A 14956-nucleotide genomic window follows, 5' to 3' on the forward strand; every position below is an offset into this window, starting at 1 on the left:
ATCCACAGAAACGTTTTCATGGGAAGACTGCATATCAGGTAAGACAGGAAGCACTGGCTGCAGATACACCGGAACAATATCCAATTGCACCAAATAGAAGAATAGAACGATTCTGGGAAAAGATTGAGAAGAGCAAAGCAACAGGAACAAGCACAACAATAAAAACAAGGCCAAATCGAATTGACCTTGCTTGGTAGTTATTTTGGATATTTTCGCTATCTACTTGACAGGGGTCATATCATAAACTTCCCGCTCTTTTTTATTGCCAAATCGACTCCGCATAAATTTCATCGGCTTGTGTTTGATTTAAATATTTATATTCGACCATAGCTGCTAATACTAATTTTTGTCGTTTTTTGGCTGCCTCCACATTTTCTGTGCTGATCAATGCATATTTACTAGGCACTTGTGGAATACCGGCCAAGATCGTACATTGCGCATCCGATAAATCAGCTGGTTCCTTACCAAAATATCCTTCACTGGCTTGTTTGATACCTGTGTATCCATTTCCATAATTGATCACGCTCACGTATAAAGCAAAGATTTCTGATTTCGAATAATGTGACTCCAATTCTCTGGCAAAAAAGAATTCTGCCATCTTCCAGGATAGATTGGAATCATATTGACCATATAAATTCTTAGCTAATTGTTGGGTGATGGTAGACCCTCCACTCTTGACCAAATTTTCATTGATCTGGCTCAAAAGAGCACGAATCAAACCAATCGTATCGACACCATCATGTTCGAAAAAACGATGATCTTCAATCGATACCGTTGCTCGGACCAATGTATTTGGTAAATCATGATAGTCTACATACGCATCACTACTTTCCACTTGCTCAACCAAGGTCGTTAAAGAACCAGTTTGTGCAGAAAAGCGTTGAAACTGTATATATCCATAAAAAGCCAACGATGCTATACCAATGGATAGAACGGCAACAACAACTAAAAATATATGTAAAATTTTTTTCATAGCTCTCCTTTTAGAAAAAGAGAAGTGCTTTCACACTTCTCCACTTATCGATTCGAGTTAATAGATTTCATGATTTGACGAATTTGCGCTTCACTTGGTTTACGACCCATTTGAAGGAACATTGCACGTATCATTTTTTCATTGATTGGTGGATTTTCTTTTAATTCTTTTTCAAATCTTTTCTTTGTGAAATAGAAACCTAAAATGCCTCCAATCACAATTCCAACTAATGTAAATAAAACTGATTGTAATCCCATGTCTACCCATCCTCGCTATCTACTTGGTTATTTTACTATCTTTTCATATGTTTATCAACTATTTTACTATTCCCTCAATCAAACAAAGTAGCCTGTTTAAAATCTTCTGGTTGCGGCGTCCAATTTCCCTTATGTATCGTATCAATGGAACACTCGATCCTAAAATCATCCAACTTTCCAAACGGTGTTGAGAAGGTTGAAGTTGGACTCATCAAGGTAATATCCTTCGCTTGGAAATCAATCGATTCTTCTTGCTTTAATACAAAGGAAGTTTCGGCATCAACCCCATATATTTGATCAATCAATACAGGATTGCTCTTGACCCATTTACATAAACGAGAACCCTTCGCAGGACGATGGAATGGAGCAATATCTTCTACTTTCAACCGTTTCATTTGTGCATGCTGACCAATTAATAACACTTGATGAATATCGTTAGAAACAACAGCCATACCAGCTACTCGATCATTATTTGATAACTGAATTGCTTTGACTCCTTTGGTACGTGTTGAAGTTTCCGGTACTTGCTCTACCGGATATCGCAGTCCATAGCCATTCATGCTCGCAACAATAATTTGATCTTGATTCGCATAACTTAGATTTACACTGCACATCGAATCCAATGACCCAATTTTCATACAAACCATGGTCTTGTTTGCACGAGTGACAGCCAATTCCGAAAGCTTGGTCCGCTTGATCATGCCTGCCGTTGATGTCATGACTACGTAGGTATGTTCATCAAATTCTCGCAAAAAATAAGCGCGAATGATCTTTTCATTGGAATCCATTTTCACATAGTTACCCAAATGAGATCCCACATCTTTCCATTTTCCTTCTTCCAATGTATAGACAGGAAGATAGCCATATTTCCCACGATTGGTAAAGAATAATAATGTATCCAATGTACTACATTGTCCATATCCCAAAACGGTATCTGTATCTTTATGACCACAATCTTGTGGACTTGATGCATTAAAAGATCGCAAAGACACCTTTTTAACATAGCCATCATGTGTGATTGGAATCACAACTTGTTCATCCGCGATCATTGCTTGGCGATTGATCTTGATTTCTTCTACATCAGCTTGAATCATGGTTCGTCTTGGGGTTGGGATCTTCTCATTGATTTCTTTCAATTCATCAATGATGACCTGATGCAATACCTTTTGTTTCGTCAATATCTCATGAAGATGCTGCAATTCTTTTTTCAAGCTATTATATTCCGTTTTTAATTCCTTGACATCGGTATTGGTCAAACGATACAACCGCATTGAAACAATCGCATCGGCTTGTTCTTGCGTAAAGTCAAATCGATCCATCAAATTTTTGATGGCATCCGATTTATTTTTGGAATCCCGAATGATCTGAATGATTTCATCCATGATCGATACAGCCCGAATCAAACCATCCAAAATATGCGCCCGAGCCGATTTACGATCATATTCATAAGTAGAACGTTTGCGGACAACATCTTCCCGATGGGCAATGAAAGCATCCAAACAAGCAATCAAAGACATTTGAACGGGTGCTTTATCTACGATCGCAATCATATTGTAGTTATATGAAACCTGAAGATCTGTATTCTTATACAAGTAATTCAAGATTTGTTGGGCATCAATATCTTTTTTTACATCCACGACCACACGTAATCCGGTACGATCACTTTCATCCCGTACATCCAAGATTCCATCAATCGTTTTATTTAAACGAATCTCATCGATCTTTTTGACCATTTGAGATTTGATTACATCATAAGGAATCTCGGTCACGATCAACTGTTGGATCGTTCGGGTTTGTTCAATATGCACTTTGGATCGAACCATAACCTTCCCGCGACCGGTTTCAAAGGCTTGACGAATGCCATTCGCACCCATCGCAATGCCTCCAGTTGGAAAGTCTGGACCTTTCACAATGGATACGACATCATCTAAGGTACATTCTGGATGTTCAATACGATAGATACAAGCGTCGATCACTTCATTTAAATTATGTGGTGGAATATTGGTTGCATATCCAGAAGCAATACCACTGATGCCATGGATCAATAAATTCGGAAAACGAGCAGGTAAGACCGTAGGTTCGAGTTTTTCATCCGAAAAGTTAGGCGCCCATTCCACCGTTTCTTTATCAATATCTTCCAATAAATAATTCGCAATAGGACTTAATCGAGCTTCGGTATAACGCATCGCTGCGGCTGGATCATCATCGATCGAACCATTATTTCCCTGCATATCAACAAACGGATTTGTGATCTTCCAATTTTGGGAAAGACGCACCATCGCATCATACACCGAACTATCTCCATGTGGATGATAATTACCAATCACATTACCAACCGTTTTGGCTGATTTTCGATAGGGATGATTGGCTGTATTGCCATCTTCATACATCGCATACAAAATACGACGTTGAACCGGCTTTAATCCATCGCGAGCATCTGGCAAAGCACGTTCTTGAATGATGTATTTCGAATAACGAGCAAAACGATCGGCCATGATTTCTTCAAGATCATCATGCAAAATATGTTCCGGCTTTCCGACTTTTTGTTTTTTGACCATCAAGCCACCTCCTTGGCATAATCATCTTCAAGCGTAAATTCCACATTATCTTCGATCCAAGCTCGTCTAAGATCGGCACGATCTCCCATGAATTCCGAAACTCGACGTTCCGCCAATGCCGCATTTTCAATTGTCACACACAATAAAGTACGGGTCTGCGGATTCATCGTTGTTTCCCATAATTGATTGGCATTCATTTCACCCAAACCTTTATATCGAGTCAAAGTATATCCACTCTTCAATTCTTTTCGCTTTTCCGCTAATTCTTCGTCCGAATATAAATAATATTCTTCTTTTCCCTTCGCAATGCGATAGAGTGGCGGCAACGCAATATACAACATTCCCTTATAGATCAGATCACGCATATAACGCCAAAAGAAAGTCAATAATAAATTTTGGATATGGGCTCCATCATCATCTGCATCCGTCATGATGATGACTTTGTAGTAGTTGGAATCTTCGGCTATAAAATTTTTGCCCACACCAGCCCCTAAACAATGAATGATCGTATTCAATTCTTCGTTTTTTTCAACAGCCTCTAGCTTCGCTTTTTCTGTATTTAAGACCTTACCACGTAAAGGTAATATGGCCTGATAACGAGAATCACGCCCTTGTTTGGCAGAACCACCCGCCGAATCTCCTTCGACTAGATATAATTCTTTTCGACGTGCATCTTTCGATTGTGCATTCGCTAATTTTCCCGACAAGATCCGCTCACTACGCTGCTTGCCCTTGCCTTTACGAGCATCATCCCGTGCCTTTCGCGCAGCTTTACGCGCACTAGCTGCCTTGACGATCTTGCGCACCAATGTATCCGCTACCTCTTTGTTTTCTTCCAAGAAATAACGTACATTTTCACTGACTACCATATCTGTGGCTTGACGCGCTTCCGGTGTTCCTAACTTTTCTTTGGTTTGACCCTCAAATTGTAGAAGCTCCTCCGGTACGGTCAAATTAATGACCAAAGTCAACCCCTCACGCACATCAGAACCTTCAAAACCTTTATCTTTTTCTTTGATAAATCCATTTTTACGTGCATATTCATTGAAAGCTTTCGTAAATGCTTGTTTCGCACCTGTTTCATGTGAACCCCCATCATGTGTACGTACCATATTCGTAAAAGAAAAAATATTCTCTTGATATTGATCCGTATACTGAAACGATCCTTCTACCTTGATCGCATTGTATTCGCCACTAAAATTAATAGGATCATGCATCGGCGTACGATCCTTATTGATTTCTTCGATAAATGCTTGGAGGCCATTCTCATATTGATAGACTTCTTCTCTTTTCTCTTTTCGAAGATCTGTCACGATGATCTTCAAACCATTCAATAAAAAAGCATCTTCTTGCGCTCTTTCACAAATCTTGGAATATGAAAAACGATCTGCTTTAAATAATGAAAAATCAGGCAAAAAAGTGACTGTGCTCCCGGTGCGATTGGTTTTTCCTTCGTGTACCAATGGTCCGATCTTCTTATCACCATGTTCAAAACGCATCGACCATTTATCGGTACCATCATATACAACGACTTCACACCAAGCACTTAATGCATTGACAACACTCGCCCCTACACCATGTAAACCACCAGAATTCCGATATCCTCCTTGTGAAGTAAATTTGCCACCTGCATGTAAGACCGTAAAAATAACTTGTAACGTTGAAACACCACTGGCATGTTTGCCAACCGGCATTCCTCGTCCATGGTCTTCAATGGTAACAGAACGATCTTTATTTAATGTGATATGAATTTCCTTGCCATATCCATTTAAGGCTTCATCGATTGAATTATCTAAAATTTCCCAAACCAAATAATGGAGGCCTTTGGCATCTGTCGATCCAATATACATGCCCGGACGTTTCCGAACAGCATCCAGACCCTCCAAAATTACGATACTATCTTCATTATATTGTTGTTTTGGCATGGTATCATCCTTTCATACAAATACAAATTATAAGTGAATCCAACATTTTCTTCAAATGTTTGATGTTGATTATGATAAGATAAGAGAGATAGAGGTATAAATATGGTAACAGACATCATTATTTTAATATGTGGATACCTTCTAGGATCCATTCCCTTCGCATTGGTCATTGGTAAGCTTTTTTATCATACCGATGTCCGTCAATATGGGTCTGGTAATTTAGGAGGAACCAACGCAGGAAGAGTATTGGGGAAAAAAGTAGGTGCAATTGTTATCCTGCTTGATGGACTAAAAGTTGTTCTGGCAATGGGAATTGCCAGTATATTTACAAATGAAGCCATCGCTATTTGGACTGGCCTTGTTTGTGTCATTGGCCATTGTTGGCCCATTTTTGCGAAATTCAAAGGCGGCAAAGGAGTCGCATCGACATATGGCTTCTTATTGGCAAGTTCCATCTTTATTTTTCATTCTGCAACCAACTTTTTAATTCCATTAGCCATGTTTTTCATCGTATTATATATTTTCAAATTTGTTTCTTTGGCAAGCATTACGGCTGTTTTAACATCTAGTTTGTTCATCACCGGTACATCATCGATCATGAATGTTGAATCTTGTTTCATTATCATTGCTAGCTGGTGTCTATCCCTTCTGGTCATCAATCGTCATGCCAGCAATATTGAAAAAATAAAAAAAGGAACCGAGAATACGGTTTCCTGGTTATAATGAGTCATTCCATTGTTGAATGACTTTTTTTATCGTTTCTATATCCGCACGAAAGGTTCCTTGTACCATTTCTTTTTGTCCGCCACCACGACCAGCAAGCAAAGCATTTAACTCATTGACCTTGATCTTCAAATCGATTTTTTGGCTAGCCATGACATACTGATATGCCCCCTGATTTTTCGCTACGACCATGGCTACAACACAATCTGTGTGTTCCAAGATATAGTTACAAAAATCACGCATCGTCAATCGATCCACATCTTCTTCTATAAGTTGTATTTTTGAAGATGGTAACATAGCTGTTTTTAATACAATATATTTATCCTGCCATTGACGAATGGTCCTTGATTTTTCATTACGATCTTCTTGTGCTTTTTTTACAGCTGTAACGATACCTTCTACCGGTACAGAAAATAGGGGTGATAGTTGTGCACAAATCTTATGCTTCTGTTGATGATCCATAATGGCCTTACGCCCACAAATCAATTGTAGACGCACACCTTGTCTATGTTTTTCTAATGAAAGGATCTTGATTGATCCAATTTGGCCCGTCCTTTCCACATGTGTACCGCAACAAGCACAGGTATCATAAGGCCCAATCGTTACAATTCGAACATGACCATCCAAAGCTTTTTTTGAGCGATAAGACATATGTTTTCGTTGTTCTTTTGTTGGCCATGCGATGGTCAAAGGAATGTCCTGACTCACCACATCGTTTGCCAACATTTCAATGGCATCAATATCCGCTGGGCGCAACACGCCATTAAAATCAATGGTCATCAATCCATGCGTATCCAAATGAAATCCGACATTATCATAGCCAAATTGAGCATGGACCAGCCCCGATACAATATGTTCACCGGAATGGGACTGCATCATTAAAAAACGTCGATTCCAGTCAATGCGCCCATGAACATTTTGTCCGACTGAAAAGGCTCGATCCACGTAATGATAAACGACATGATTTTTTTCTTGCACATCAAAAACCGAAGCGGTATCTATCCTACCAACATCACAGGGTTGTCCTCCACCTTCTGGATAAAAAGCCGTATGATCCAATGTCAACACATACCCTTTTGTCACTTTTTGACAAGATTGTACCACTGCATCAAATTCTTTCATCATTGGATATTGATAATAATACGCTTGTGGATCCATATATACCTTCCTTTCCACATGAAAAAGCGAGGGTTACTCGCTTTAGTTCACATCAATTGTAAAATCATATTCTTGACCTAATGAATCATAGATAGAAGTAATCACTTGCGTCGCCTTTTCCGGACTGATTACAGAAAATAGTACAATGCCACTCGATGAGTCGCCCGGATCGATCGATGACGCAATTTGATCATAGCCTTCCCGTTCAATGATCGATTCAGAAGTATTCGGATTAATGACCGTGTCCCCTTGTTGAACAACCGTATATGCCGAAGCACAATACAATTCATAATCCGTCTTATTCGTCACTTTAATGTATACGCGAGTTTCTGATTCAGCATACTCAACTTTCTGAACTTCAAATTTTACACCATCTAATTTCTTTGACCCATTTTTTGGCTTGATGGTTTGATAGGCTGGTGCCTCAACCTTATCATACGTCGTCTTTGTGATCTTCGCTTCATTTAATTCAGCTACAGGCAAATCATCACCAAATGCATTTTTGCGAGTGACAATATTATTGATCTTAGCATCCACTTTAACATAATCACCAACTTTAAAGTTCGTATTGGTCGTAGACACAAAGAAATAGCGATTGTCTTGCCCTTTGTAACAAACCATATAGCCATCGGCCCCATCAACTTTTGGACCACTCGTGATCTGACCATAGAGCTTGATCCATTTTCCTATATAATTATCCGGTTCGATCAACGCACTCTCAATTTTTTTTGCTTTCACATAATTTGATTTTGAACCATCCGATTTCACAACATTAATAGGACTGGCACATCCTTCACATAACAACACAAAACAAAGTACAAATAGAATCCATTTACTTCCCCTTCTCATGAATAACTTCCCTTTCTAAGTATTCAAGTGTTATTTTTCAATCCAACCCAACTCAATGCATTGTTGATGAATGGCTTGATGTAAGGAAACATCAATACTCAATGGCTCCCCACTCCACAATGCATGATATTTCTTATAATCTTTTTGAAAAACAATTTCAATCACATTCTTTTTATAGATCATCAACAATTGGTCATTTGTATCCAACTCGTATCCCAATGCCTCAAACATTTCTTGTGCTTTCATCATTCCACCCAAAAGACACGATTTGCTTTTCGTGGTGCTGTTTCCGGCATATCCAAAGCATAGCCTAAAATACAATGACCGATGCCTTCATACGATCCAGTAATTCCTAATTTTTTTAAAAGAGCTTTTCCTTCTTCACTTTCAAATTCTTCTTTTGCACGATGGATCCAACAAGAATCCACACCTAAAGCATGAGCCGCATTCATTAGATTTCCCATAACTAAGGAACCATCATATAAATAGGTAGGACGTGTAGTATCCGCTAGAACAACTAAAACAACCGGTGCTTGATAAAAAGGATCAAAATCCCATCCACCAATTTTACGATTCATTTCCGATAATTGATCACGTACTTTTTGATTGGTAATGGCAACAACGACAACCGATTGTTGTCCCATCCCACTCGGTGCATATAAACCCGCATCAATAATTTTTTCTATTGTTTCACGAGGTACCATCTGATTTGAATATTTTCGATGGGAACGACGTGTTTTTAATGTTTCAAGTGTTTCCATTCTATCACCTCGCATCTATTATAATCGTCCAATCATAAATTTGTAAATAAATAAAAAAAGGCTTTAGTCTACATTTCAAGACATAATATTTCAACCTTTGATCATCTTTTTCATCTAAGCCTAGTGCAAAGAAAAAACGCAGATTGCTCTGCGTTAAAAAACAAAGGATAACCAAACTTTACATTTTGGTTTTTGGCCTTTTCAAATCTTCAAAAAAACGAAATAAGACAAGCCCAAAATATATACAACCTATCAATATAAATAGAATCCATCCACCCATGTTTATCACCACTCTACTTGTACGATAAACAAACAATGTATGATCTTATTGAATAGACTGTAAAATATTCGTAAAATTATCCACGACGTAAGAAAGAGATAATATCAGCTTCTTTTGCTTTGTTCTTAAATTCTTTTTCAGTCATTTCTTCGGTCCAGAAACCAAATTCATTATCATTGACACGAATCAATTCGATTGGTCCAAATTGTGCTTTGGCTTTGGCTTCATCCTTGGCACGAACAAAGAAGGTGTTCTGCACATCATCCAAAGGCAAGAGTGGAAGTTTTTCATCGGTAATATCCTTCTTAACGGTTGTATGTAAATTCTGAACACAATCTAGAATATCACCCACAACTGCACTGGCCGTTGGTAAAGAACCTGCACCAGAACCATAGAACATGGCTGGGCCTAAACAGTTACCTTCTACATAAACAGCATTCAAAACATCATCGACGGCATACAAAATCATATCAGAACTAACCAATTTTGGTGCAACCATTGCCCATACACCATCCTCGGTCACTTTTGAAGTTGCCAATAATTTGATCTTCATTCCCATCTTTTTTGCATAAGCCATATCCATGGTATCAATCTGTGTGATTCCTTGACAAGGAACATCTTTATAATTGACATGCTTTCCATAAGCTAATGAAGATAAAATGGCAATTTTTCGTTGCGCATCATGACCTTCAATATCTGCTTCTGGATGTAATTCAGCATAACCAAGATCTTGTGCTTCTTTTAAACAAGTCGCAAAATCAACACCTTTTTCATACATACTTGTCATGATATAGTTTGTCGTACCATTTAAAATACCAGAAACCATTTCGATTTTCTCGCCCATCAACGAAGTGTTTAAAGCACGAATGATGGGGATACCACCACCACAAGATGCTTCAAACATATAATTGACTGAATTTTTCGTTGCCAATGCGCATAATTCCACACCAAATTCGGCAACTAATTCTTTATTGGAAGTACATACATTTTTTCCAGCTTCTAATGCTTGTTTTGTAAATTCATAGGCAGGATGCAATCCACCCATTGTTTCAACAACGACATTGACATCTGCATCGTTTGCGATATCATTAAAGTCATGAGTAACAATATCTTCAACAGGTGTTCCTGGGAAGTCTCTCAAATCTAAAACATATTTTACTTTTACTTCGGTACCCACTTTTCTGGTAATCATTTCTGCATTTGTCATCAAGACATTCACAACACCAGCACCAACTGTACCGTAACCTAAAACCGCAACATTTACCATATACTGCGTCTCCTTTTCTATTCCAACATTAAGTTTACTAAGAATCCGTAAGCTTGACAAGCTTTCCAAATACATAACTTCAGGAGGATGTATGACACTAGAACAATTTGAACAATTATCCGTAAAAGAACTAAAAGCCATGGCCAAAGAAAAAGGACTGAAAGGTCTTTCGTCATTGAAAAAAAATGAAGTCATTCAATTATTGATGGAGCAACAAAAAAAAGAAGCTTTGAAAGAACAAATCAGACCCAATGAGAAAAAGACTCCATCCGATCAACCGGCCATGGGTATTTTAGAAGTATTACCTGATGGCTTTGGCTTTATTCGTTCAGCCAATTATTTACCTGGCGACAACGATATCTATGTTTCCCATTCCCAAATTCGACGTTTCCATTTAAAAACTGGTGATATTTTAGTTGGAAAAAAACGAAAAAATTCCAATGATAAATTTAGTGCTTTGATTCGGATCAATTCGGTGAATGGTATCGATCCGGAAATCATCAAAAAACGACCCAATTTTGAAAATCTAACCCCCATCTTTCCCAATGAAAGACTTCATCTCGAAATGGAACGATCTCTTTCCATGCGTATCGTGGATTTATTAGCACCAATTGGAAAAGGACAACGCGGAATGATCGTTTCACCACCAAAAGCCGGTAAAACAACTCTATTAAAAAATATTGCCTTATCGCTGCAAAACAATCATCCAGAATGTCATTTGATCATTTTATTGATCGATGAACGCCCCGAAGAAGTAACAGACATCAAAGAAACCGTACACGGAAAAAATACCGAAGTGATCTATTCGACTTTTGATGAAATGCCTGAACATCATAAACGAGTCAGTGAAATGGTCATTGAACGAGCCAAACGTCTGGTTGAATCGGGGCAAGATGTCGTCATTTTATTGGATAGCATCACGCGTCTAGCTCGCGCCTATAATCTAACGGTAGCCCCTAGCGGACGAACACTATCTGGCGGCTTGGATCCTGCCTCATTGTATATGCCAAAGCGTTTTTTTGGTGCTGCCCGAAATATGCGTCAAGGAGGTAGTTTGACCATACTTGCAACTGCACTGATCGAAACGGGTTCCAAAATGGATGATGTTGTATATGAAGAATTCAAAGGAACGGGCAATATGGAATTGATTTTATCTCGTAAACTCCAAGAACAACGTGTCTTCCCTGCTATCAATATTGCGAAATCCGGAACACGACGTGAAGATCTATTGTTGACTCCGGAAGAATTGGAAGTTTCACGAATCATTCATCGTTCTTTAAATGGGGTTCGCAGCGAAGAAGCAACGGATCGAGTCATTCATTTATTTGCTCATACCAAAAATAATGCGCAATTGGTTTCATTGATCCTACAAAAAAAGACGATTTGATCAATCGTCCTCAAATCCAGTCCATACCGGTTTCCCGGTATAATGGGCTGGTTTTATTTTTCCTCTCAAAACATCAAAAGCACCTTGGGCCATAGCTTCTTGTTCAAATTCCCCAGGATATGCATAAACTGGCGCAATCCATTCACATCCCATCTTGATACCTTGAATGATATCCTCAAATCGCAGCAATCCACCAGTTAATAAGATGGCATCTACATCACCTTGTAGAACCGTAGCCATCGAACCAATCCACTTATTGATCTGATAGATCATCGCTTCCCAAACTCGTTGTGCTTTGGGGTTTCCTTTTTCTACGAGCGCATGGATCTTATCGGCATCGCTCGTTCCAAAATAACTGGAAAGACCCCCTGCTTCATAACAAAGAGATTGAATTTTTTCCTTTGGCAGATCATATAAATAATGCAGTACATCGGTTACAGCCATCGATCCCATTCGCGTTGGTGTAAACGGTCCTTCCCCGCCACCTGCATCATTACCATCGATCATTTGTCCATGTCGATGCGCCGTAATCGAAATTCCACCATCAATATGGCAAATAATAAAATTGTGTTTTTGATAATCCAAATGATGCTTTTCACAATGCACGTGCGCAGTTGCTTTTAGATTCAAAGCATGAGAAACCGCCTTTCGATAGATACCAGCAACGCCCGTGATTCGTGCGGCATCACAAAGTTCATCCACAATAGGTGGATCAACCATAAAGATCCTTCCTCCATAAATATTTGCGAGTTCTTTTGCCAATTGAATGCCTAACATGGAAACATGATACAAACCGCCACGAGCATTTCTTGTATCATCTAATAAACGATCATCTACTTCGTAGACACCACTCTTCAATGCATAACAACTACCACCACGACCCACAATCGCATCCACACCATGGAGATCAATTTGATGTTGTTCTAAAAATAATTGAATGACCATCATCCGATACATGAGTTGATCATTAATTTTAGGAAACTTCATCAAAACAGATGAATCATGAAACACATTGGTTGAAAATTTGCATTCCATGTTTTCAAATAAAGCTAATTTTGTTGATGTAGATCCCGGATTGATCACAAAAATCTTATATTTTTTCATAGAAGTCCTCTTTTCTATTTCATTGTATGACGGAAAAGAAGCATGTCAAAAAAAAATATGTTAAAATACAATTTATGAATACAGAGAAGAGAAGTTTTAAGAAAAGTGGAATCTTTTTTTTGATTCTAGTGGTCCTATTATTCGCATTTGTATTTCATTCTGTTTCACTGAATGAAATCATTACATCCATAAAAAAGACAGATCAAACCTTTTTGATTCTTGGTATGTTGATGATGGTTGGTTACTTATTCTGTGATGCATTGAATATCTATCGTCCATTACATATTTTGGGCTATCCCATCACCTACCTGCAATCTATCAAATATTCTATTTTAGGTTTTTTCTTTAGTTACATTACCCCATCTGCAACAGGTGGCCAACCGATGCAAATCTATTATATGTATAAAGATGACATCAATGTTTCCCATTCCGCCTTAGTTCTGATCATACAATTGATTGGCCATGAAACCGCCATAACAACATTGGCGATCATTGGCTTTATCAGTCAAAATGCATTATTGACCCGAGCCATGGGACAAGCCAAATATACTTTATTAATTGGGATCGTCATCAATGTTCTTATTGATTTATTTATGTTTTGTGTTGTTTTCTTTAAAAAAACAGCCCGCATCATCAATCGCGTGATTGTTAAGTTGACCAGCGCCTTTTCAAAAAATGCCGCTAAAAAAATTGATGCTTCATTGAAACAAGTCTATGATGATTATCAAAATGGAGCCAGTGATCTAAAAGCCCATAAAGGTATCATTCGGAAAACCATCTTGACTGCTTTTTTCCAAATGTTGTTTATGTTTTCCGTTCCGTTTTGTGTCTATTTAGGCTTTCATTTACATCATTATAATTGGTTCCAAATCACCATGATCGAAGCTGTGCTTTTTGTGGCCGTTGGCTTTGTTCCCTTACCCGGAGCGATTGGTGCAAGTGAAGGTCTGTTCTATATCCTATTCCGCGTCTTATTTCCATCTAGTATATTAACATCTGCGATGCTCTTGACACGTTGTATCAATTTATATTTTTGTTTAGCCATCGATGGCTTGTTGATCATCGCTTTTACGCATCATCTAAAAAAAAGGGGAACTTGATCAATCCCCTTTTAAAATTATCATTAATTCTGACTCTGCTTGTTTCTGATCTTGATACCAGACACCATAAAAACCAAGTTGTTTTGCCGCTTCTACATTCTTCTTTGTATCATCAATAAATATAGCATGTTTAGGAACAATTTGAAATTGTTCACACATGTATTGAAAAGCGTTTCTATCTGGCTTGATGACATGATGTTCATATGACCAAAAGCATCCATCCATCAAAGAAACAAAATCTAAAGCATCCCAATTATCTTGTACACACGTTCGCCCAATATTCGATAAAATATATGTTTTCAAATTCATCTGTTTGAGCGAATGGATCCAAGGTATCGTAGATGCTTTTTTGGAAATGACCCCATGAAGATGAATCAATGATTTATCAATATCTTCCGCCAATTCGGGTGCATCTTTTTTAAAAGCATTTCGTATGGCAACATCATCTAGATTTCCCAAGTCATATTCTAACCAAGACGAATGATCAAATACGGCATGCGTTAATTGTTTGGCTTTGACGGGATCATATCCCAATTTTGAAAAGTAGATGTCTCGATCAAAATGAACCAAGACGCCCCCTACATCGAATACAACTGCATCTATCATCGCTTTCT

15 protein-coding genes are annotated in these 14956 nt (G+C 38.3%); 4 read left to right on the forward strand and 11 right to left on the reverse strand.

The genetic code is table 11. The features are described 5' to 3' along the window. The coding region (locus SOS22_RS00485) for a hypothetical protein (RefSeq protein WP_320595988.1) at window positions 1–197 on the forward strand (197 nt) is incomplete at its 5' end. A 62-nt stretch (window positions 198–259) separates the two neighbouring features. Here SOS22_RS00485 and SOS22_RS00490 read toward each other — a convergent pair. The 4 genes from SOS22_RS00490 to parE form a co-directional block, all read right to left on the reverse strand. Continuing rightward, window positions 260–973 (reverse strand): biosynthetic peptidoglycan transglycosylase, encoded by a 714-nt coding sequence (locus SOS22_RS00490; RefSeq protein ID WP_320326535.1) that lies wholly within the window; start codon window positions 971–973, stop codon window positions 260–262. Between the two features lie 44 nt (window positions 974–1017). Beyond that, the gene (locus SOS22_RS00495) at window positions 1018–1230 is read right to left on the reverse strand and encodes a YneF family protein (RefSeq protein ID WP_320326534.1); all 213 of its coding nucleotides are present in this window, start codon (window positions 1228–1230) and stop codon (window positions 1018–1020) included. A 74-nt stretch (window positions 1231–1304) separates the two neighbouring features. Next, the gene (parC, locus tag SOS22_RS00500) at window positions 1305–3788 is read right to left on the reverse strand and encodes a DNA topoisomerase IV subunit A (protein WP_320595989.1); all 2484 of its coding nucleotides are present in this window, start codon (window positions 3786–3788) and stop codon (window positions 1305–1307) included. Beyond that, window positions 3788–5713 (reverse strand): DNA topoisomerase IV subunit B, encoded by a 1926-nt coding sequence (gene parE, locus SOS22_RS00505; RefSeq protein WP_320595990.1) that lies wholly within the window; start codon window positions 5711–5713, stop codon window positions 3788–3790. Before parE ends, parC begins: the two co-directional genes overlap by 1 nt. A gap of 102 nt (window positions 5714–5815) precedes the next feature. Here parE and plsY point away from each other — a divergent pair, with 102 nt between their 5' ends. Next, window positions 5816–6436: a glycerol-3-phosphate 1-O-acyltransferase PlsY gene (gene plsY / locus SOS22_RS00510; protein ID WP_320595991.1), complete on the forward strand. Its 621-nt coding sequence runs from the start codon at window positions 5816–5818 to the stop codon at window positions 6434–6436. On the opposite strand, the gene SOS22_RS00515 is transcribed toward plsY, so the two are convergent. The 5 genes from SOS22_RS00515 to SOS22_RS00535 form a co-directional block, all read right to left on the reverse strand. Then, window positions 6431–7594: an alanyl-tRNA editing protein gene (locus SOS22_RS00515; protein WP_320595992.1), complete on the reverse strand. Its 1164-nt coding sequence runs from the start codon at window positions 7592–7594 to the stop codon at window positions 6431–6433. The two genes, plsY and SOS22_RS00515, sit on opposite strands and share 6 nt — an antisense overlap. Before the next feature lie 42 nt (window positions 7595–7636). After that, the gene (locus SOS22_RS00520) at window positions 7637–8443 is read right to left on the reverse strand and encodes a hypothetical protein (RefSeq protein WP_320595993.1); all 807 of its coding nucleotides are present in this window, start codon (window positions 8441–8443) and stop codon (window positions 7637–7639) included. A gap of 30 nt (window positions 8444–8473) precedes the next feature. After that, window positions 8474–8689, reverse strand: a complete 216-nt coding sequence (locus SOS22_RS00525) for a hypothetical protein (RefSeq protein WP_128520885.1) — start codon at window positions 8687–8689, stop codon at window positions 8474–8476. Next, entirely contained in the window at window positions 8689–9204 is a 516-nt protein-coding gene (locus SOS22_RS00530; protein ID WP_320595994.1) for a nitroreductase, read from the reverse strand. The genes SOS22_RS00525 and SOS22_RS00530 overlap by 1 nt, the downstream gene beginning before the upstream one ends. 356 nt (window positions 9205–9560) lie before the next feature. Next, window positions 9561–10751 carry a homoserine dehydrogenase gene (locus SOS22_RS00535; protein ID WP_320326527.1) on the reverse strand — a complete coding sequence of 397 codons (1191 nt, stop codon included), beginning with the start codon at window positions 10749–10751 and terminating at the stop codon, window positions 9561–9563. Window positions 10752–10842: 91 nt separating this feature from the next. Here SOS22_RS00535 and rho point away from each other — a divergent pair, with 91 nt between their 5' ends. Next, window positions 10843–12138, forward strand: a complete 1296-nt coding sequence (rho, locus tag SOS22_RS00540; RefSeq protein ID WP_320595995.1) for a transcription termination factor Rho — start codon at window positions 10843–10845, stop codon at window positions 12136–12138. Here rho and buk read toward each other — a convergent pair whose 3' ends face one another. Next, a complete protein-coding gene (gene buk / locus SOS22_RS00545) occupies window positions 12139–13242 on the reverse strand; it encodes a butyrate kinase (protein WP_320595996.1) in 1104 nt (367 codons plus the stop codon). It abuts the gene before it with no gap. Between the two features lie 74 nt (window positions 13243–13316). On the opposite strand from buk, the gene SOS22_RS00550 reads away from it, so the two are divergent. Beyond that, a complete protein-coding gene (locus SOS22_RS00550) occupies window positions 13317–14342 on the forward strand; it encodes a lysylphosphatidylglycerol synthase transmembrane domain-containing protein (RefSeq protein ID WP_320326524.1) in 1026 nt (341 codons plus the stop codon). Here the strand turns inward: SOS22_RS00550 and SOS22_RS00555 are convergent, their stop codons facing one another. Further along, the gene (locus SOS22_RS00555; protein ID WP_320595997.1) at window positions 14343–14948 is read right to left on the reverse strand and encodes an HAD-IA family hydrolase; all 606 of its coding nucleotides are present in this window, start codon (window positions 14946–14948) and stop codon (window positions 14343–14345) included. Window positions 14949–14956: the final 8 nt, after the last annotated feature.

Source organism: Absicoccus sp. (assembly GCF_034090965.1).
Lineage (GTDB): Bacteria > Bacillota_I > Bacilli_A > Erysipelotrichales > Erysipelotrichaceae > Absicoccus > Absicoccus intestinalis.